This window comes from Leifsonia sp. Soil_N53 (assembly GCF_057655165.1).
In genome coordinates this window covers 20,154-39,025 of the sequence record NZ_JBDGMM010000038.1, presented here as the reverse complement: position 1 = coordinate 39,025, position 18,872 = coordinate 20,154, and the positions used below count along the sequence as shown (strand labels likewise).

The 18,872-nt window shown below is 72.2% G+C and carries 16 protein-coding genes and 1 riboswitch; of the genes, 10 read left to right on the top strand and 6 right to left on the bottom strand.

Going from position 1 to position 18,872, the window contains the following annotated elements; translation table 11 throughout:
• Nucleotides 1–45: 45 nt before the first annotated feature.
• The 3 genes from AC3A3H_RS03825 to AC3A3H_RS03815 all read left to right on the top strand — a co-directional run bounded on the left by AC3A3H_RS03825 (nucleotide 46) and on the right by AC3A3H_RS03815 (nucleotide 1,532).
• Nucleotides 46–627: a class I SAM-dependent methyltransferase gene (locus AC3A3H_RS03825; protein WP_487613215.1), complete on the top strand. Its 582-nt coding sequence runs from the start codon at nucleotides 46–48 to the stop codon at nucleotides 625–627.
• A gap of 168 nt (nucleotides 628–795) precedes the next feature.
• Nucleotides 796–1,029 (top strand): FitA-like ribbon-helix-helix domain-containing protein, encoded by a 234-nt coding sequence (locus AC3A3H_RS03820; protein WP_487613214.1) that lies wholly within the window; start codon nucleotides 796–798, stop codon nucleotides 1,027–1,029.
• Nucleotides 1,026–1,532: a type II toxin-antitoxin system VapC family toxin gene (locus AC3A3H_RS03815; protein ID WP_487613213.1), complete on the top strand. Its 507-nt coding sequence runs from the start codon at nucleotides 1,026–1,028 to the stop codon at nucleotides 1,530–1,532. The genes AC3A3H_RS03820 and AC3A3H_RS03815 overlap by 4 nt, the downstream gene beginning before the upstream one ends.
• A 15-nt stretch (nucleotides 1,533–1,547) precedes the next feature.
• Here AC3A3H_RS03815 and AC3A3H_RS03810 read toward each other — a convergent pair whose 3' ends face one another.
• Both AC3A3H_RS03810 and AC3A3H_RS03805 read right to left on the bottom strand, forming a co-directional pair.
• Nucleotides 1,548–2,078 carry a CoA-binding protein gene (locus AC3A3H_RS03810; RefSeq protein ID WP_487613240.1) on the bottom strand — a complete coding sequence of 177 codons (531 nt, stop codon included), beginning with the start codon at nucleotides 2,076–2,078 and terminating at the stop codon, nucleotides 1,548–1,550.
• A 98-nt stretch (nucleotides 2,079–2,176) separates the two neighbouring features.
• The gene (locus AC3A3H_RS03805; RefSeq protein WP_487613212.1) at nucleotides 2,177–3,475 is read right to left on the bottom strand and encodes an O-acetylhomoserine aminocarboxypropyltransferase/cysteine synthase family protein; all 1,299 of its coding nucleotides are present in this window, start codon (nucleotides 3,473–3,475) and stop codon (nucleotides 2,177–2,179) included.
• 109 nt (nucleotides 3,476–3,584) lie between these two features.
• Nucleotides 3,585–3,649, top strand: a riboswitch (guanidine-III (ykkC-III) riboswitch).
• Between the two features lie 11 nt (nucleotides 3,650–3,660).
• On the opposite strand from AC3A3H_RS03805, the gene AC3A3H_RS03800 reads away from it, so the two are divergent.
• Nucleotides 3,661–3,975: a DMT family transporter gene (locus AC3A3H_RS03800; protein ID WP_487613211.1), complete on the top strand. Its 315-nt coding sequence runs from the start codon at nucleotides 3,661–3,663 to the stop codon at nucleotides 3,973–3,975.
• A gap of 29 nt (nucleotides 3,976–4,004) precedes the next feature.
• On the opposite strand, the gene AC3A3H_RS03795 is transcribed toward AC3A3H_RS03800, so the two are convergent.
• From AC3A3H_RS03795 to AC3A3H_RS03785, 3 genes are all read right to left on the bottom strand, one after another.
• A complete protein-coding gene (locus AC3A3H_RS03795) occupies nucleotides 4,005–5,036 on the bottom strand; it encodes a YeiH family protein (RefSeq protein ID WP_487613210.1) in 1,032 nt (343 codons plus the stop codon).
• A 113-nt stretch (nucleotides 5,037–5,149) separates the two neighbouring features.
• Complete coding sequence (locus AC3A3H_RS03790) at nucleotides 5,150–6,739, bottom strand: S53 family peptidase (RefSeq protein ID WP_487613209.1); 1,590 nt, start codon at nucleotides 6,737–6,739, stop codon at nucleotides 5,150–5,152.
• Between the two features lie 67 nt (nucleotides 6,740–6,806).
• A complete protein-coding gene (locus AC3A3H_RS03785; protein ID WP_487613208.1) occupies nucleotides 6,807–8,480 on the bottom strand; it encodes a dolichyl-phosphate-mannose--protein mannosyltransferase in 1,674 nt (557 codons plus the stop codon).
• A 25-nt stretch (nucleotides 8,481–8,505) separates the two neighbouring features.
• On the opposite strand from AC3A3H_RS03785, the gene rsmI reads away from it, so the two are divergent.
• From rsmI to AC3A3H_RS03760, 5 genes are all read left to right on the top strand, one after another.
• Nucleotides 8,506–9,324 (top strand): 16S rRNA (cytidine(1402)-2'-O)-methyltransferase, encoded by an 819-nt coding sequence (gene rsmI / locus AC3A3H_RS03780; protein WP_487613207.1) that lies wholly within the window; start codon nucleotides 8,506–8,508, stop codon nucleotides 9,322–9,324.
• A 135-nt stretch (nucleotides 9,325–9,459) separates the two neighbouring features.
• A complete protein-coding gene (gene metG, locus AC3A3H_RS03775; protein WP_487613206.1) occupies nucleotides 9,460–11,049 on the top strand; it encodes a methionine--tRNA ligase in 1,590 nt (529 codons plus the stop codon).
• Nucleotides 11,046–11,975: a TatD family hydrolase gene (locus AC3A3H_RS03770; RefSeq protein WP_487613205.1), complete on the top strand. Its 930-nt coding sequence runs from the start codon at nucleotides 11,046–11,048 to the stop codon at nucleotides 11,973–11,975. The genes metG and AC3A3H_RS03770 overlap by 4 nt, the downstream gene beginning before the upstream one ends.
• Nucleotides 11,972–12,817, top strand: a complete 846-nt coding sequence (gene rsmA / locus AC3A3H_RS03765) for a 16S rRNA (adenine(1518)-N(6)/adenine(1519)-N(6))-dimethyltransferase RsmA (RefSeq protein WP_487613204.1) — start codon at nucleotides 11,972–11,974, stop codon at nucleotides 12,815–12,817. Before AC3A3H_RS03770 ends, rsmA begins: the two co-directional genes overlap by 4 nt.
• A gap of 44 nt (nucleotides 12,818–12,861) precedes the next feature.
• The gene (locus AC3A3H_RS03760) at nucleotides 12,862–13,806 is read left to right on the top strand and encodes a 4-(cytidine 5'-diphospho)-2-C-methyl-D-erythritol kinase (protein ID WP_487613203.1); all 945 of its coding nucleotides are present in this window, start codon (nucleotides 12,862–12,864) and stop codon (nucleotides 13,804–13,806) included.
• A 274-nt stretch (nucleotides 13,807–14,080) separates the two neighbouring features.
• Here AC3A3H_RS03760 and AC3A3H_RS03755 read toward each other — a convergent pair whose 3' ends face one another.
• On the bottom strand, nucleotides 14,081–16,927 hold the full coding sequence (locus AC3A3H_RS03755) for a helix-turn-helix transcriptional regulator (protein WP_487613202.1): 2,847 nt from the start codon (nucleotides 16,925–16,927) through the stop codon (nucleotides 14,081–14,083).
• A gap of 153 nt (nucleotides 16,928–17,080) precedes the next feature.
• Here AC3A3H_RS03755 and AC3A3H_RS03750 point away from each other — a divergent pair, with 153 nt between their 5' ends.
• Complete coding sequence (locus tag AC3A3H_RS03750) at nucleotides 17,081–18,871, top strand: ABC-F family ATP-binding cassette domain-containing protein (RefSeq protein WP_487613201.1); 1,791 nt, start codon at nucleotides 17,081–17,083, stop codon at nucleotides 18,869–18,871.
• Nucleotide 18,872 lies beyond the last annotated feature (1 nt).

Genomic DNA, 18,872 nt, shown 5'->3' with positions numbered 1-18,872 from the left:
GCCACCACGGGGCCTTCCGCGTCGCGCCGCGCGTAGGCTCTGGCCATGGCGTTCGACTGGTCGCAGTTCTACGAGAAGCAGGGCGGACGCGGGGTGCGGCCGACATTCGAGTCGGCGGTCGCGGCCTGGGACGGTCCCGCGGGTACCGCGGTCGACCTGGGCTGCGGCGACGGGGTCGAGTCGCGGGAGCTCGCCGAGCGCGGCTGGCAGGTGCTCGCCATCGACTCGGATCCCTCGGTGGACGAGCGCGTCCGCGCCGGGCTGTCCCCGGACGCCTCCGGCCGTGTCTCGACGCGCTGCGCCACCTTCGAATCGCTCGGCGAGCTCCCGCGCGCCGATCTCGTCTATGCCGGATTCGCGCTGCCGTTCTGCGATCCCACGCGGTTTCCGTACCTGTGGGCCGACATCCGGGACGCGATCGAGCCGGGCGGAGTGTTCGCCGGCGAGCTGTTCGGGCCGCACGACGAGTGGTTCGGGCGGCCGGGCATGAACTTCCACGACCGCGCGGGCGTGGAGGCCATGCTGACCGGGCTGGACGTGCTGCAGCTGGTCGAGGACGACCGGCGCGGGATGTCGTTCGAGGGGCCGAAGCACTGGCACGTGTTCCACATCGTGGCGCGGGCGTGAGGGTCTTGCACCCGGTTTTCCTCCACAGCCTCTGACTCCCGTCGACCTCTCCGCAGATTCCGTCGAGGCCGCTCCCGAGCGTCTCCACCCGGCCAGCATGGATGCATCAGCCAACCCACACAGAAAGGACCACATGCAAAATGCATCCACAACCGCTAAACTGCATGCATGCCCATTTCAATCACCATCCGCTCCGTTCCGGACGAGGTCCGCGACGAGCTCGCGGCGCGTGCGGCGCGTTCGGGGCGCTCACTTCAGGAGTATCTCGTGCATGAACTCACCCGAATCGCCGGCAAGCGAACGGTCGACGACGTCCTCGACAGCATCCGGAGGCGCGCGGAACACTTCCCGCCGCTCGACCGCGATGCCGTGTCCGACATGATCGCCCGGAGCCGCGAATGAGCGCGGCGGCGGCGGTGCAGCGCCCGCGCGCCCACGCCGCGTATCCCTCGGCTTCACCGGGCGATCCGCTCCCGGGCGACTTCGGTCTGCCGGAGACAGTCGTCGTCGACACGTGCGCCGTGATCGACCTCCTCGTCGATCCCGGCGAGAACGGCCGGGCCGTGGCCGAGCGTCTGCGCGGCCGCGACCTGGCCGCGCCCGATCTGATGTTCGCCGAGGCGGCCAACGTCCTGCGAAAACTTCGGCTGCGTGGCGCGCTGAGCGACGCGGAGGCCTCGATGGCCTACGCGGAACTCCTCGAGCTGCCGATCGAGCCCTGGCCGTTCGAGACCGTCGAGCAGCGGGTGTGGGATCTGCGCGCGACCATGAGCGCCTTCGACGCGACCTTCGTCGCACTGTCCGAGCTCCTCGCGGCCCCGCTCGTCACGGGCGACCGGCGGCTCGCGCGGGCGATGGACGCGGCTCCCGCGCCGGGTGCCCGGCGCGTGGAGGTGGTGGAGTGAGTCAGCGGGGAGCCATCACCGCAGGGTCTTGCGCGCGGTGATTTGGCCGGTGTCGAAGCCGAGGAGGTGGAGTCCGCCGTGGAAGCGGGCGTGCTCGATCTTGATGCAGCGGTCCATGACCATGGTCAGGCCGAGCGATTCTCCGTACTCGGCGGCTTCCTGGTTCCAGATGCCGAGCTGCACCCAGACGGTCGGGGCGCCGACCGCCACAGCCTCGTCGATCACGCTCGGGATGTCGCTCGCGCGACGGAACACGTCGACGATGTCCGGCACCTCGGGGAGGGAGGCGAGGTCGGGGTAGGCCTTCTGGCCCAGGATGGTGTCCGCGTTCGGGTTGACGAAGTACACGCGGAAGTCGCTGGACTGCAGCAGGTACGTCGCGACGAAGTAGCTCGATCGTGCCGGGTTGGCGGACGCTCCGACGATCGCGACCGACTTCGCGCCGCGCAGGATTCGGAGGCGCTCCTTGGCGTCCGGGCCGGTCCAGGTGCGCTGCGACTTCAGGAGCTTGGCCAGCGGCGAGTCGGCAGGGAGGGAGCAGCTCAGGCCGTTGACGAGCTGGACCTCGGTCGTGGTCGCGTCCGCCGTGGTCGGATCCCCGGTCGGATCCTGGGTCGTGGACGAGTGGTCGATCGTCGTGGTGGTCATGCCGCCGCCTCCTTCACCGCCGCGCTGAGCGCCTGATCCAGATCGTAGATGATGTCGTCCACGTCCTCGATGCCGACGCTGATGCGCACGACGCCGGGGAGGACGCCCGCGTCGATGAGCTGCTGCTCGGTGAGCTGGGCGTGCGTGGTGGAGGCGGGGTGGATGACGAGCGTCTTCGCGTCGCCGATGTTCGCCAGGTGGCTCGCGAGGTTCAGCGACTCGATCAGTCGCTGGCCGACCTCGCGCCCGCCCTTGACGACGAACGAGAACACGCTGCCCGGCCCCTGCGGGAGGTACTTCAGCGCCCGGTCGTGGTGCGGGTGCGCGGGCAGACCGGCCCAGAAGACCTTCTCGATCCGCGGGTCCTCATCCAGCCACTCGGCGACGGCGCGGGCGTTGTCGACGTGCGCCTGGATCCGGTACGGCAGGGTCTCGACGCCCTGCGCCAGCAGGAACGCCGAGTGCGGCGCGAGCGACGGGCCGATGTCCCGGAGCTGTTCGGCGCGCAGGCGGGTGAGGAAGGCGTACTCGCCGAAGTTCCCCGACCACTGCAGGCCGCCGTACGACGGCACCGGCTGGCTGAACAGCGGGAACTTGTCGGTGTGCCAGTCGAAGCGGCCGCTCTCCACGACGACACCGCCAAGGGTCGTGCCGTGGCCGCCGAGGAACTTGGTCGCCGAGTGGATCACGACGTCGGCGCCCCACTCGATCGGGCGGTTGAGGTACGGCGTGGCGATGGTGGAGTCGATGATGAGCGGGATGCCGGCCGCGTGGGCGACCTCCGCCAGGCCTTCGATGTCGGCGATCTCACCGGACGGGTTGGCGATCGTCTCGGCGAAGACGAGCTTCGTGCGGTCGGTGATCGCAGCCGCGTAGTCGGCGGGGTCGGAGCTCTGCACGAAGGTCGTGTCGACTCCGAAGCGGCGCAGCGTGACGTCGAGCTGGGTGATCGAGCCGCCGTAGAGGTTGGCGGACGCGACGATGTGGTCGCCCGCGCCGGCCAGGGACGCGAAGGTGATGTACTGCGCGCTCAGGCCGCTCGCAGTCGCGACGGCGCCGATGCCGCCCTCCAGGCTCGCGACGCGCTCCTCGAACGCGGCCACGGTCGGGTTCTCCAGGCGCGAGTAGATGTTGCCGTACTTCTGCAGGGCGAAGCGCGCCGCGGCGTCGGCCGTGTCGTCGAACACGAACGCGCTCGTCTGGTAGATCGGGAGGGCGCGGGCTCCCGTCACCGGGTCGGGGATGTTGCCCGCGTGGATCGCACGCGTCTTGAAGCCATATTCGCGATCAGCCATGCGGCCACGCTACCCGAGGTCGCCGGAGGGCGTTCGGCGGGCTCCGTAACACGCGGTCATCGGCTGACGGCCCTGCACGGGACCTGCTCAGGCCGCCTCGCTAGGTTGGGCTGAGATCGCGACAGCGATCCCGGACGACGGTTCAGTACCCGGCACGCGACAAGACTGGCCAGGGAGTCGTCATCGTGTCGTGGATCGTCCTCATCCTCTCCGGCGTGCTCGAAGCGGTCTGGGCCACGGCCCTCGGGAAGTCGGCCGGTTTCACCCGCCTCGTACCCAGTCTCGTCTTCGTCGTCGGCCTGCTCGCCTCGATGGCGGGCCTCGCGTACGCGATGCGCGCGATCCCGACCGGAACGGCCTACGCCGTCTGGGTCGGCATCGGCGCGGCGCTCACTGTGCTCTACGCGATGGTGTTCGGCGACGACGGCTTCTCGATCGTGAAACTGCTCCTCGTCCTCGGCGTCGTCGGCTGCGTGGTCGGACTGAAGCTCGTGCACTAGAGAGGGATCGTGGGCCCGTCCGCCCGTGCTCACGCGGAGATCCACACCGCCCCGAGGGCCAGCGCGGCGATCAGCGCCCACGACAGGATGCCGGTGGCGAGCGCGCGCCAGCCCGTCCCGAGGAGGGTGCGCAGCCGGACCGCCGTCCCGAGGCCGAAGAGCGCCATCGCCAGCAGGATCGTCTGCAGCGTGTCCGCGCCGTCGGTCACGCCCGGGGGCAACGGCACGAATGAACGGATCAGCACGGCGACGATGAACCCTGCCACGAACAGCGGGACGATCGGCGGCCGCCGGACGCTCGGGTCGCCCTCCACCAGCCGGCGGCGCTCGACGATCGCCGCGATGGCCACGGTCGGCGCGAGCATAAGCACGCGGGTGAGCTTGACCACGATCGCCACGGCCAGGGCGGCGGGGCCGGCGATCTGCGCGGTCGCGACGACCTGCCCGACGTCGTGGACGCCGCCGCCGACCCAGTGGCCGAACTGCAGTCCGGAAAGGCCGAGCGGATGCCACAGCAACGGGAGCACGAAGATCGCAAGTGTCCCGCACAGGGTCACCAGCGCCACGGGCGTGGCCGCCTCCTCGTCCTTCGGCTTGACCACGCCGCTCATCGCGCCGATCGCCGAGGCCCCGCAGATCGAGAAGCCGGTCGCGATCAGCAGAGGCTGGTGGCCCGGCAGCCGGAAGAGCCGGCCGATCAGGAAAGTCCCGGCGAAGCTGAGGCCCACGATGCCGACGGTCGTCAGGATCGCGAGCCAGCCGAGACCGGCGATGTCACCCAGGCTGAGCTTGAGGCCCAGCAGGACCACGCCGATCCGCATCAGCCGCTTCGCGCTCACCGCGAGCCCCGGCGCCAGCACCCCGCCGAGCGCACCGCGCGCCGCCGGGACATGCCCGACGACGATCCCGAGCACGACCGCCGCCGTGAGCAGTGGGACGGCGGGCGCCAGCCAGTGGATGCCCCACGCCGCCGCCGTCGCGAGGGCGGCGACCGCGACGCCGGGCAGCCAGGAGACCGAGGCACGCGCGGGGGAGGCGGGCGGAGTGACGGGTGAGGACACCCGTCCATTCTTGCCTCAACGCACACGCGCTCCCGGCAGGGGCGCGGCCGGTATGTGTGTGCGCGGTGTCCCCGCGCGGTGCGGTCGGCTACGAAGTCCCAGCCCCCACCCCCTCACAGCCCCGCCAGCAACCGCGCTCCCTCCGGCACCCCGAGCCCTGTGCACGCGTCCCAGCCCGACCCCGCCGCATACGCCCCGTTGTCACCGGACGTGATGTCGCGGAACCCGGCGGCGACCTGCCCGGCGCGGGTGGAGTCGTACAGCTTCGGCTGCACGAGCCCGAACCGCGAGCCGGTCGACTGGGCGAGGCGGGCGATCAGCGCCGCCCACAGCGGCGCGACCGCGCTCGTACCGCCGATGACGACGTCCTTGCCGTCGACGCGCACCTGGTAGCCGGTCTGGGGGTCGGCGACCGCCGAGACGTCGGGGACCCCGCGGCCTCCGGGGCCGTTGGCCGCGCCTCCCGCATCCGTTCCCCCCGGTCCCGAAGGGACGCCGACGTTCCGCTGCCAGGTCGGCAGGGCGAAGACCGCGCTGACGCCGCCGCCGGTCGCGCCCCTGCCGGTGCCGTTGTTCCAGACCGTCTCGGACTGCACGGCGCCCGTCGAGGCGTTCGCCTCCAGCCGGGTGCCGCCGCAGGCGAGCGCGTGCGGGGAGGACGCCGGGAAGTCGACGTGCGCCTTGCCGTCGCCGACGCGGTCGCTGCTGCCGTCGTCGCCGGCCGCCACGGTCGTGGTGACGCCGAGGGCGGCCGCGTCCTGGAGTGCCTGGTCGAAGGCGGTGCGCGCCTGCGCCGTCCACTGGTCCTCCGACTGGCCCCAGCTGATGCTGATCGCTGCGGGTGTGGGCGACGCGTGCGCGGCGGTGCTCACCGCGTCGAGGAAGCCGGCGTCGGTGTTGGGGGCGAAGTACACCACCAGGGACGCTCCGGGAGCGAGGGCGCCCGCCACCTCGATGTCGAGCATGACCTCCCCGTCCGCCCCGTTCGGGTCCTGGCCCGGGATGTTGGCCGCGCCGTCCACGCCCACGGCGGTGACCGACGGGGTCGGGATGCCGAGGCCGGCGAAATACGTGTCCAGGTCGGACTGCTCGTAGCCGCCGCCGAGTTCGATGATCGCGATGGTCTGGCCGGTGCCGTCGACGTCCGCCGGGAAGTCGTAGACCTTGCCGAGCTGCGGCGGCGTGTAGCTGGTGCTGACCGCGGCGGGGCGGGCGATCCGGAACTGGGCGCGCGCCTGCGGGCGGTCGTCGAGGCCGAGCACCGCGATGACGACGCCGTCGAGCTGCGCGGGGATGCTGAGGCCGCCCGAGCGCTGGCGGTAGCTCGGGGCGTCCTCCCCGGCGTCGGCCGGCCGCGACTCGGCGAGGTCGGTGCCGAACACGCGGGCCAGCACCGAGACCGGTCCGGAGATGCGGACGCGTCGTTCGGCGGCGTTCTCCTCGTCGATGGTCACGCCCAGCCGAGCCAGCGTGGAGGTCACCAGCCGGAGGTCCTCGGGCGAGGCTCCGTAACGGTCCCCGAGCTCCTGCGCGGTCAGGTGCGACTCGAACACGTCGTCGGGGAGGGGCGCGCGGCGGCGCAGGATCAGCGTCGCCTGGGCGGGCGCCTCCGGAGCCAGTGCTCCGCGCGCCTGATAGCCGACGCGTTCGGGCCGTTCGCTGCCGGGAAGGGGGACGAGGTTCAGGGGCTCTTCGGCATCCATACCCCACGGTCTACCACCCGGGGCCGACAGCGGAAGACCCTGGCTGCGCCGCCGACGACCGCCCGGCTCAGACCCAGCTCGGCAGCCACATGTGGATCTGCCAGAACCAGAACGGCACCTGCTGGGCGGTCCAGATCGGCCAGAAGAAGGCGCTGACCGCCGTCGCGAGCGCGAGGAACACGGTCGTCCAGGCGATGCCGGTGCGCCGTCGCGGCTCCGGGTCCGTGCGTTTGCCGAGCACGAGTGCGATGACCGCCGCGAGCGCGAGGATCAGGTACGGCTCGAACGCGATCGCGTAGAACTGGAAGATCGTGCGGTTGATGTAGAGCAGCCACGGCAGGTACCCCGCCGCGAGCCCGGTGAGGATGAGGCCGGCCTGCCACTCCCGGTAGCGGGCGAGCCGGTAGACCAGGTAGAACACCGCCGCGGCGGCGGCCCACCAGATGATCGGGTTGCCGAGCGACGTGATCGCCGCCGAGCAGCCTCCCGGCGCGGTGCAGCCGGCCTGGCCGTATGCGTTGCCGGTGTAGTACATGCTCGTCGGCCGGATCATGAACAGCCAGGTCAGCGGGTTGGACTGGTACGGGTGCGGCACGTGCAGGTTGATGCTGTAGTTGTACATCTCCGTCTGGTAGTGCCAGAGGTTCTGGAACCACAGCGGCACCCAGGAGAGCGCGCCCGTCCACTGCGCGTGCACCGACTGGGCCCAGCCGCGGTAGTAGCCGCCGCTGGTGACGAGCCAGCCCGTCCAGGTGGCGATGTAGGACGCGACCGCGATCGGGACCATCAACACGAAGGTCGCGGGAGCCTGCTTGAGCACGGCCCCGCTGATGTAGAAGGCCACGCCCTCCCTGCGCCGTGCCACCAGGTCCACCACGACCACGTAGACGGCGAAGAACGCGAGGAAGTAGAAGCCGCTCCACTTGACCCCGGCGCAGAGGCCGGTGAGGATGCCGGCGGCGATCAGCCAGGGCCGCCACCACAGCACGGGCCCCCAGGCGGGGTCGTGTCCCGTGCGGCGCGCGGCGAGCAGCTTCGCCGCCAGCCGGTTCGCGTGCCAGCGCCGGTCGAGCAGGACGCAGCCGAACGCGAGCAGCGCGAAGAACATCACGATGTTGTCGAGCAGGGCCACCCGGCTCATCACGATCGCGTGCCCGTCGATGGCGAACAAGAAGCCGGCGATCGTGGCGATGATCGTGGAGGAGAACAGCGCCCGGGCGATCAGGAACACGATCAGCACGGCCAGGATGCCGACGACCGCGGTCGACAGCCGCCAGCCGAACGCGTTGCCCGCGCCGGTCGCGGCCATCCCGAGCGCGATGATCCACTTGCCGAGCGGAGGGTGTGCGACGAACGAGGGCGAGGAGTCGAAGATGTCGGTGTTGCCTGCCGCGAAGGACTGGTCGGCCTTGTCGGGCCAGCTCCCCTCGTAGCCGAGGTGGAAGATGCTCCAGGCGTCCTTGACGTAGAAGGTCTCGTCGAACACGAGCACGTGCGGCGTGCCGAGGTCCCACAGCCGCAGGATCGCGGCCAGCAGCGTGACCCCGATCGGCGCGCCCCAGTACCAGAGCTTCAGCCGCAGCGGTGTGCGCAGCATGCGCGCCCACCAGTCGTCCAGCCGGCTGCCGATACGCGGCGGCGCGACATGCGCGGCCGACCCGTGCCCGGCGGGCTGTGGGGTCGCGCCCGCCGCGGTGTCGCCTGCCGCGGTGTCGCCCGCGAGGGGTGAGGGGGAGGTCACCAGGACATCCTGACAGACTGGACCCATGATCATCCTCGCCGCGACGCCGATCGGAAATCTGGGCGACGCCTCCGCCCGCCTGGTCGAGCTGCTCCGGACGGCGACCGTGGTGGCCGCCGAGGACACCCGGGTCACCCAGCGGCTGCTCGCGGGTCTCGGGGTGGAGAACCGGCCGCGGCTGATCGCCCTGCACGAGCACAACGAGCGCGACCGTGCCGCCGAGCTGGTCGAGCTCGCCCGCGACCAGGACGTGGTGGTGCTCTCCGACGCCGGGATGCCGACCGTCTCCGACCCCGGCTTCCCGCTGGTGGAGGCCGCGGCCGCCGCGGGCGTCGGCGTCACGGTGGTGCCCGGCCCGAGTGCGGTGCTGACCGCGCTCGCCGTCTCCGGGCTGCCGACCGACCGGTTCACCTTCGAGGGCTTCCTGCCGCGCAAGCACGGCGAGCGCAGTTCGGCGCTCCGCGCGCTCGCCGCCGAGCGCCGCACGATGGTGTTCTTCGAGTCGCCCAACCGGCTCGCGGCCTCCCTCGCCGACCTGGCGGAGGTCTTCGGCGCCGACCGCCGCGCGGTGGTCTGCCGTGAGCTGACGAAGCTCTACGAGGAGGTCCGCCGCGGCACGCTCGCCGAGCTGGCCGCGTGGGCGGAGGACGGCGTGCGCGGCGAGATCGTCGTGGTCGTCGCCGGCGCGCCCGTGCGGGAGGCCGACCCGGCCACCGCGCTCGCCCAGGTGCAAGCGCTCGTCGCCGACGGCGCCCGGCTCAAGGAGGCCGCCGCCGAGGTCGCCGAGGCCACCGGCCTCTCCCGCCGCGACCTCTATCAGGCGGCCCTCGACGCCAAGCGCTGACCACGCTCGCCGATCCGCCGCCGAGGGGCACGTCGTTGTCACTTTCGGCGCCCGGAAGTGACAACGACGTGCCCCGCGCGCAGCAGGTCGGTAACAACGGCGGGAGGGGGCGCGGGCGGCCGTAGGATAGTCACCATGTCCGACGGCTCCGCGTTCTACATCACCACGCCGATCTTCTACGTCAACGACGTCCCGCACATCGGGCACGCCTACACGGAGGTCGCCGCGGACGTGCTCGCGCGCTGGCACCGTCAGGCCGGCGACGACACCTGGCTGCTCACCGGCACCGACGAGCACGGGCAGAAGATCCTGCGCACCGCGACCGCGAACGGCACCACCCCGAAGGAGTGGGCCGACCGGCTGGTGACGAACGAGTGGCTGCCGCTGCTGAAGACGATCGACATCGCCAACGACGACTTCATCCGCACCACCGACGAGCGGCACGAGAAGAACGTGCAGAAGTTCCTGCAGAAGCTGTACGACGACGGCTTCATCTACGCGGGCGAGTACGAGGCGCTGTACTGCGTCGGCTGCGAGGAGTTCAAGCCGCAGAGCGAGATCGTCGACGGCACGGGGGAGTACGAGGGCCAGAAGGTCTGCGCCATCCACTCCAAGCCGCTGGAGCTGCTGCAGGAGAAGAACTACTTCTTCCGGATGAGCGAGTTCGCCGACCGGCTGCTGGCGCTCTACGAGGACCGCCCCGAGTTCGTGCAGCCGGAGTCGGCGCGCAACGAGGTCGTGTCCTTCGTGCGCCAGGGTCTCAGCGACCTGTCCATCTCGCGGTCGAGCTTCGACTGGGGCATCAAGGTGCCCTGGGACGAGTCGCACGTCGTCTACGTCTGGTTCGACGCGCTGCTCAACTATGTGACCGCGGTCGGCTACGGCCAGGACGACGCGACCTTCGAGCGCCGCTGGCCGGCGACGCACCTGGTCGGCAAGGACATCCTGCGCTTCCACGCCGTCATCTGGCCCGCCATGCTGATGGCCGCAGGGCTCGAGGTGCCGCACCGGGTCTTCGGGCACGGCTGGCTGCTGGTCGGCGGCGAGAAGATGTCCAAGTCCAAGCTCACCGGCATCGCGCCGACGCAGATCACCGACACCTTCGGCTCCGACGCCTTCCGCTACTACTTCCTGCGCGCGATCAACTTCGGCCAGGACGGCTCGTTCAGCTGGGAGGACCTCGCCGCGCGCTACCAGGCCGAGCTGGCGAACGGCTTCGGCAACCTGGCGTCGCGGGTGATCGCGATGGTCACGCGCTACTTCCAGGGTGTCGTTCCGCCCGCGGTGAGCTACGAGGAGGCCGACCTCCACGTGCAGCAGGTCGTCGCGAAGGCCGCGGCCGAGGCCGACGCCGCGATGAGCACGCTGGCGATCCACGACGCGCTCGCCGCGGTGTGGACCGTCGTGGACGAGCTCAACGGCTACATCACGATCCAGGAGCCGTGGTCGCTCGCCAAGGACGACGCCAAGCGCGAGCGCCTGCAGACCGTGCTGTACACGGCCGCCGAAGGGCTGCGCGCCCTCGCAGTGCTGCTGTCGCCGGTCATCCCGAAGGCGACGGCGAAGCTGTGGACGGCGCTCGGCGTGACCGCGGAGCTCGGCCCGCTCGACGCGCAGCCGCTGCGGAAGGCGGGCGAGTGGGGACGGCTTCCCGCCGGCACCGAGGTCAACGGGCTCGAGGCGCTGTTCCCGCGCATCGAGGCGGACGTGGTGCAGGGGGCATGACCGACCCCGCGTTCATCCGGCAGCGACACGTCACCGACGGTCGCGACCTCGCGTACCCGCCGCTGCCGGAGGCGCTCGTCGTGCCCGTCTACGACAACCACACGCACCTGGAGATCGCCGACGGCGACGACCCGCTCGACTACCGCGAGCAGCTCGACCGCGCGTCCAGCGTGGGCGTGCGCGGCGTCGTCCAGGTCGGCAACGACGTGGAGACCTCCCGCTGGTCGGCGGAGATGGCGGCGATCGAGCCGCGGATGCTCGCCGCTGTCGCCCTGCACCCCAACGACGCCCCCGACTACGCCGAGCGCGGCGAGCTGGACGACGCGCTCGCGGTGATCGCCGAGCTCGCCTCCCGGCCGCGGGTGCGCGCCGTCGGCGAGACCGGGCTCGACTTCTACCGCACGGAGGCGGGGCCGCGCCGCGACGCGCAGTTCGCGTCGTTCGAGGCGCACATCGAGATCGCCAAGCAGAACGACATCGCCCTCCAGATCCACGACCGCGACGCGCACGCCGCGGTCGTGGCGACGCTGAAGCGCGTCGGGGCGCCGGAGCGCACGGTCTTCCACTGCTTCTCCGGCGACGTGGAGCTGGCGGAGATCTGCGCGGACAACGGCTGGTACATGTCCTTCGCCGGCAACGTCACCTTCAAGAGCGCGCCGAACCTGCGTGCAGCGCTCCAGGCCGCACCGCGCCACCTGATCATGGTCGAGACGGACGCGCCCTTCCTCACGCCCGCGCCGTTCCGCGGGCGGCCCAACGCGCCGTACCTCATCCCGCACACGGTCCGCGCCATGGCCGAATACCTCGGAACCGACGCCTCCACCCTCGGGGCGCAGATCAACTCGAACACGGAGCTCGTCTACGGCCGCTGGGACAGCGAGCCCGTCGGGCCGCCGCCGTCGGGCCCGATCGGGACCATCGCGTGAGCGAGCTGCGCCTGCTGGGGCCGGCGGAGATCCGCGACCTCGCCGAACTGCTCGACGTCACCCCGACCAAGAAGCTCGGCCAGAACTTCGTCATCGACGGCAACACCGTGCGCCGCATCGTGCGGGTCGCGGAGGTCGAGCCGGGTGACATCGTGGTCGAAGTCGGACCCGGCCTCGGATCGCTCACCCTCGGCATCCTGGAGGCGGGCGCGCGCGTCGTCGCCGTGGAGATCGACCGCCGGCTCGCGGCGCAGCTCCCGGTCACGGTCGAGCAGCTGGCGCCCTCCGCGATCGAGCGGCTGACCGTCCTCCACCAGGACGCCCTCACCGTGACGGAGCTGCCGGAGCAGCCCGCGCGGCTGGTCGCCAACCTCCCGTACAACGTGTCGGTGCCCGTGCTGCTGCACTTCCTCGAGACCTTCCCGACGCTGCGCTCCGGCGTGGTGATGGTGCAGGCGGAGGTCGGCCACCGGATCGCGGCGGGCCCCGGCTCCAAGGTCTACGGCGCGCCCAGCGTGAAGGCCGCCTGGTACGGCGACTGGCGCACCGCGGGCAACGTCAGCAGGCAGATCTTCTGGCCGGTCCCGAATGTGGACTCCGTGCTGGTCGCCTTCGATCGTCGCGCCGAGCCGCGGGGCGACGAAGAGCTCCGCCGCCGCACATTCGCGGTGGTCGACGCCGCGTTCCAGCAGCGCAGGAAGACCCTCCGTCAGTCGCTGTCCGTCGTGTTCGGGACCCCGACGGCCGCGGCGGAGGCCCTCGAAGCGGCCGGGATCAGCCCGTCGCTGCGGGGCGAGCAGCTCCAGCTCGACGACTTCGTGAGACTCGCCGCCGGCGCCTGATCCGCGTGGCCCGCGCACGGCTCCGCACTGTGTAGGTTTGAGGCATGGTCGAGGCTGGTACGGGGTGGGACGTGGATGCCGTGCATGTGCGTGCGCCGGGCAAGATCAACGTCTTCATGCGGGTCGGCGCGGTGCGCGACGACGGCTACCACGACGTCGCGACCGCCTACCAGGCGGTGTCGCTGTACGAGGACGTCCGCGCCTATCGCGCGGACGACTTCTCGGTCAGCTTCACGGGCAGCGTCGACACGAGCGGCCTCCCGACCGACGGCACGAACCTGGCCATCAAGGCCGCCAAGCTGCTGGCCAAGAAGACCGGCTACCCCGGCGGCGTGCGGCTGGAGATCGAGAAGCACGTCCCGATCGCGGGCGGGATGGGGGGAGGCTCGGCCGACGCCGCGGCGACCCTGGTCGCCTGCGACGCCCTCTGGGGCACCGAGCTCGGCCGCGAGGAGCTGCTCGCGCTGGCCGCACGGCTCGGCGCGGACGTCCCGTTCGCGCTGATCGGCGGCACGGCGATCGGCACCGGCCGCGGCGACCGGCTCAGCCCGGCGCTGGCGACCGGGCAGTTCCAGTGGGTGCTCGCGCTGCCGGACGGCGAGCTCAGCACCCCAGCCGTCTACAGCGAGCTCGACCGGCACCGGCAGCGGCACGTCGGCGAGATCGCCCCCGCCGAGCGCAGCCCCAGCGTCGACGCGGGCATCCTCCATGCGTTGCGCGCGGGGGACCCGGCCATGCTGGCGGAGACGCTCACCAACGACCTGCAGGCCCCGGCCATCCACCTGGCGCCGAGCATCGCCGAGGTGCTGGAGATCGGTGAGCTGAACGGTGCGCTGGCCGGGATCGTGTCCGGCTCGGGCCCGACGGTCGCGTTCCTGACGGCGGACCTCGACAACGCGCTGGACCTGCAGATCGCGCTGAGCGCCTCCCGGATCCGAGCGGTGCGGGCGACCGGCCCCGTGCACGGCGCGCGGATCGTCGGCGACTGAGCCGCGCTCACCGCACCTGTCGAGCAGCCCGGGAGCCGGGCCATGTCGGGCCACATCCCGTCAGTCCCGGGCGTACTCGGCAGCTGGTGAGGCGTACTGGCGCGCGTTCGGGCGCACGCCTGAGCCCGAGGATGCCCGATCCGCATCGCACGTCGGGTTGAGACGATTCGTCAGATTCGGAGTCGTTTCCGTGCGGGTGCGGGTCGGGCATCCCGGGTGATCACAACGTTAGCGAGGGTGCCGCGTGTCCTCATAGTGGGGGACCGCAAAACCGTCAATTCTTGACGGGTCGGTCACTCCTGACGGGTCGCCGGCGGGGGAGCGCGAGGGCGCGCAGCTCCCGGCGGGAGCGCATCCCGAGCTTGGCGAGGATGTTGCGCACGTGGAAGTTGACGGTCGTCACCGACACGTAGAGACGCTCGGCGATCTCCTTGTTGGTCATCCCCGCGGCCAGCGCATGGGCCACCTGGCGTTCGCGGGTCGTGAGGGACGCGAGCGGGTCCTCGACGCGCCCGCCGTCGGCGTCGCGGCGCCCCGCGGAACGCACCGTCTCGAGGTGCTGGACGGCGCGCGCGAGGTAGGTGCTGGCGCCGAGACCACGGAAGGTCGTGGCGGCGCATTCGAGCAGGGCCTCGGCATCCTCCGCTGACCCGACCGTCGATCCGGCCGTCGTCAGCAACCGGCCGGCGTCCAGCGCGGCGACCGCCTCGGGGAGGGGGAAGCGCGACTCGTGCGCGGCCTCCCGGTAGGCGGCCAGGGCGTCGGCGAGCCGGCCCTCGGCCTCCAGCACCCGGCCCTCCAGCCAGCGCAGCGAGCCGTAGTAGGGCCGCCAGAGTCCGGGGCCGGCGCAGCGCTCGTACGCGGCGCGGGCCTCGGCCGCGCGTCCGAGCATCGCGAGCGCGTCCACACGGTAGCTGAGCCAGCCGAGGGTGGAGCCCCTGGTCCCCGCCTCTTCGGCCTCCACCGTCGCCTGCAGCTGCTCCTCGGGCCGGGCGAGCGCGCGGGCGAGCTCGGCCCTGGCGAGGTACGGCAGGTCGCCGTCGTACGAACCGACGATGCGCGGATCGGCCCGCGCCGCCGACCGCAGCCGCTCGGCGACGGGCCCGGTCTCGCCGCGGCCGGCGCGGACGAGCGCCGACGTCCACAGGGCGATCGGCCAGCAGGACAGGTCGGTCTCGTCCAGGGCCAGCGCCACGGCGGTGTCCGCGAGGGTGACCGACTCCTCCCACTCGCCGACCAGGAACAGCGTGTGCGCGTAGATCGTGCGGACGAAGCCGGCCGTCCAGCTCGACGGGAACCGGCGGACCAGCTCGTTCGCCCTGGCCAGGTCGGCGCGGGCGCGCTCGATGTCGCCGCCGAGGATGAACACCCGCGAGCGCGCGACCAGCGCGTCCACGGCGGCGGGCGACTCGTGCTGCGCGAGCAGCTCGTCCAGCTCGGCCGTGAGCGGTGCGAAGAGCTCGGGTCGGCGCGCGTGCGCGGCCGAGTTGAGCGCCCAGCCCAGCAGGCGCACCAGGTGCTCGTCCGGCTCGGCGAGCCAGCGCAGGGCGGGATCGACGACTTCCTCCGGCCGCGGGCACTCCGCGATCTGCGCGCGGGCGGTCTCCAGGTGATCGAGGACGCCGGCGAAGTCGCCCATCGCCATCAGCACCTTGGGGAGCGCCTCGGCGACGTGGGTGCGGATGGCGCGCTCGTCCGGGGTGGTGGCCGGCGCCGCCTCCAGCTGGAGGGCCAGCTCCAGAGCGCCCGGCACGTCGCGGGAGAGGGTCCGCAGCTCCAGCAGCACCGCGTCGCGCGCCGGGGACGGCGGAAGGGCCTCGATCGCAGGCCGCAGCTCCAGGATCTGCTCGTGCAGCCGGAACCGCATGGCGAGCAGGCCGAGCTCGATCAGCGCGCGCTCCAGCTCGCGGTCGGTGGCGAGGTGCACGGCCGAACGGGCGTAGCTCATCGCCTGCTCGGCGTGGCCCTGGTCGGCGGCGGCGAGCGCGGCGGTGAGCAGTTCGTCGACCAGGCGCGGGTCGGCGGTGTCCGCGGCCTCCACCCGGTGCCGCAGCGCGCGGTGGCCGTCCAGCACCTCGGCGGCGACCCGGTGGATCTCGACCCGGCGCTCGACGGTCAGCTCGGCGGCGAGCGCGTCGGCCAGCAGCGCGTGCGCCGGCTCCACCCACAGCACGCCGTCGCGGGTGCGGCCGAGGACCAGCCCCCGCGTCACCGCTCCCGGGAGGTCGAGCCGCGTTCCGAGGCGCGCGGCGATGCTGCCGACGACCGGCGCGGGCAGCGGGTCGCGCAGCACGGCGACGAACTCGGACGCCCTGCGCACCGACGGGTCCGCGCCCTCCAGCGCCGCCGAGATGGCCGACGCGAGCGGCATGATCGCGGTGTCGGGCAGGTCCCAGCCCGCCGGGTGCAGCGCCTGCTCGAACGTGTCCCGGAGCTGGCCGAGCAGCACGCTCAGCAGCAGCGGCGAGCCCTGCGTCGCCTCGGTGAGGCGGGTCGCGGTGCGGCGGGAGACGGCATGGCCGAGGATGTGCTCGGCGAGCTCCTGGGTGTCGGAGACGGCGAGCGGGGTGAGGTCGATGCGGGCGTGGTTGACGGAGGTCGCGGCCAGATCTTCGAAGAGCGCCGCGACGCTGTTGGGCTGCGGACGCGACGCCGCCGTGAACAGGAAGCCGCGATCGGTCAGGCGCCGGACGACGAACCGGAGGGCGCGCGCCGACGGCTCGTCCACCCACTGGGCGTCGTCCACGATCAGGCAGACGGGACCGGCCAGGCCGTCGATCGCGTCCAGGAGCAGCCTCCCCACGGTGAGGGCGTCGTCCTCGGGGGCGGGAGGGCGGATGGCGCTCTTCGCGCCGCTCAGCGCGGTCAGGCCGCGCACGAGGGTCTCGACGGTCGCGTAGGCCAGGTCGGACTCGAACGAGTCGGCGCTCACCCGGAGGACGGTCCAGCCGTCCAGCCGCTCGGCGATGTCGGCCAGCAGGGCGGTCTTCCCGAGCCCGGCCTCGCCGGTGACGAACACGGCGCCGCCGCGGTCGACGGCCCGGTGGGCGACGAGCAGGATGGTCTCGCGGGCCCGGTCACGACCGAAGAGAGGGCGTACGATCGCCAGCTCGTCTGTCACGGTCAGCCCCCATCGCCCGCGCGGGTCGGAAGCGCGCGGTCCGGTCTCTCGATCATTGCACAGCGGGGTGTCCGGTCGGTTTCCCCCAAGGTGGGGGAGCGGCAGGGGGAGCGGCAGGGGGAGCGGCGGCGCGGCGGTAGGCTGGAGAACCCTATGGCTCATCTCCTCGGCGCCGAATCGCTGCACCTCGAATACCCGACGCGGGTCGTCTTCGACTCGGTGACCCTGGGTGTCTCCGAGGGCGACCGCATCGGCGTCGTCGGCCGCAACGGCGACGGCAAGTCCACCCTCCTCTCGCTGCTCGCGGGCCGCATCGAGCCGGACTCCGGCCGGGTCACCCGGCGGCGCGACGTGACGGTCGGGATGCTCGACCAGCGCGATGACCTGCCGGACGCGCTCACCGTCGGGCGCGCCATCGTCGGCGACCGCGACGAGCACACCTGGGCCGGCGACCCCCGCGTGCGCGACGTGCTGGCCGGGCTGGTCGCCGACGTCCCGTGGGATGCCACGATCGCCGAGCTCTCGGGCGGCCAGCGCCGGCGGGTGGCGCTCGCGGCCCTCCTCGTGCACGATCATGACATCCTGTTCCTGGACGAGCCGACCAACCACCTCGACATCGAGGGCGTCGCGTGGCTCGCGACCCACCTGAAGCGGCGCTGGCCGTCCGGCTCCGGGGCGCTCGTGGTCGTGACGCACGACCGCTGGTTCCTGGACGAGGTGTCGACCGCGACCTGGGAGGTCCACGACGGAATCGTGGAGCCGTTCGAGGGCGGCTATGCGGCCTACATCCTGCAGCGCGTCGAGCGCGACCGGATGGCCGCGGTCGCGGAGACCAAGCGGCAGAACCTGATGCGCAAGGAGCTGGCCTGGCTGCGCCGCGGGGCGCCGGCGCGCACCTCCAAGCCGAAGTTCCGGATGGACGCCGCGGCCGCCCTGATCGACGACGAGCCCGCCCCGCGCGACACCGTCGAGCTCACCAAGCTCGCCACCGCCCGCCTCGGCAAGGACGTGGTCGACCTCATCGACGTCACCGTCGAGTTCCCGCCCAAGACCGTGCTGCGCGACGTGGAGTGGCGCATCGCCCCCGGCGAGCGCACCGGCATCCTCGGGATCAACGGCGCGGGCAAGTCCACGCTGCTCGGCCTCGTCGCCGGGACGGTCGAGCCGACCGCCGGGCGGGTCAAGCGCGGCAAGACCGTCAAGATCGCGACGCTCACCCAGCAGCTCGACGAGCTGGACGCTGTGCGCGACCAGCGGGTCAGCGCCGTCGTCGCCGACAAGCGCACCACGTATCTGGCCGGCGGCAAGGAGATCTCGCCCGGCCAGATGCTGGAGCGCCTCGGCTTCACGAACGCCCAGCTGTCCACCCCGGTCAAGGACCTCTCCGGCGGCCAGAAGCGCCGCCTCCAGCTCCTGCTGATCCTGCTGGACGAGCCGAACGTGCTCATCCTGGACGAGCCGACCAACGACCTCGACACCGACATGCTGGCCGCGATGGAGGACCTCCTCGACGGCTGGCCCGGCACGCTGCTGGTCGTCTCGCACGACCGCTATCTGGTGGAGCGGGTCACCGACCAGCAGTACGCGGTGCTCGACGGGGCGTTCCGGCACCTGCCGGGCGGTGTGGACGAGTACCTGCGGCTGCGCAGGGAGCGGAGCGCGGCGCCGGCCACCGCGGCCGCTGCCCCTGCGCCTTCTGCCACGGCTTCCCCGGCCCTGTCCGGCGCCGCTCTGCGCGCGGCCGAGAAGGAGCTCTCCGCGATCGACCGCCGCCTGGCGAAACTGTCCGGCCAGGTGGCCGCCCACCACGAGTCGATCGCCCGCCACGACCAGAGCGACTACGTCGGCCTGGGCCGCCTCACGGAGGAGCTGCGCACCCTGGAGGGCGAGATCGCCGACCAGGAGACCCGCTGGCTGGAGCTGAGCGAGCACCTCGAGGGCTGAC

Bases quoted from the DNA above. Each gene is read 5' to 3' on its own strand.
- AC3A3H_RS03750 (WP_487613201.1), top strand. From the start codon at position 17,081: ATGGCTCATCTCCTCGGCGCCGAATCGCTGCACCTCGAATACCCGACG.
- AC3A3H_RS03820 (WP_487613214.1), top strand. From the start codon at position 796: ATGCCCATTTCAATCACCATCCGCTCCGTTCCGGACGAGGTCCGCGAC.
- metG (WP_487613206.1), top strand. From the start codon at position 9,460: ATGTCCGACGGCTCCGCGTTCTACATCACCACGCCGATCTTCTACGTC.
- AC3A3H_RS03770 (WP_487613205.1), top strand. From the start codon at position 11,046: ATGACCGACCCCGCGTTCATCCGGCAGCGACACGTCACCGACGGTCGC.
- rsmI (WP_487613207.1), top strand. From the start codon at position 8,506: ATGATCATCCTCGCCGCGACGCCGATCGGAAATCTGGGCGACGCCTCC.
- AC3A3H_RS03825 (WP_487613215.1), top strand. From the start codon at position 46: ATGGCGTTCGACTGGTCGCAGTTCTACGAGAAGCAGGGCGGACGCGGG.
- AC3A3H_RS03805 (WP_487613212.1), bottom strand. From the start codon at position 3,475: ATGGCTGATCGCGAATATGGCTTCAAGACGCGTGCGATCCACGCGGGC.
- AC3A3H_RS03790 (WP_487613209.1), bottom strand. From the start codon at position 6,739: ATGGATGCCGAAGAGCCCCTGAACCTCGTCCCCCTTCCCGGCAGCGAA.
- AC3A3H_RS03760 (WP_487613203.1), top strand. From the start codon at position 12,862: ATGGTCGAGGCTGGTACGGGGTGGGACGTGGATGCCGTGCATGTGCGT.
- AC3A3H_RS03815 (WP_487613213.1), top strand. From the start codon at position 1,026: ATGAGCGCGGCGGCGGCGGTGCAGCGCCCGCGCGCCCACGCCGCGTAT.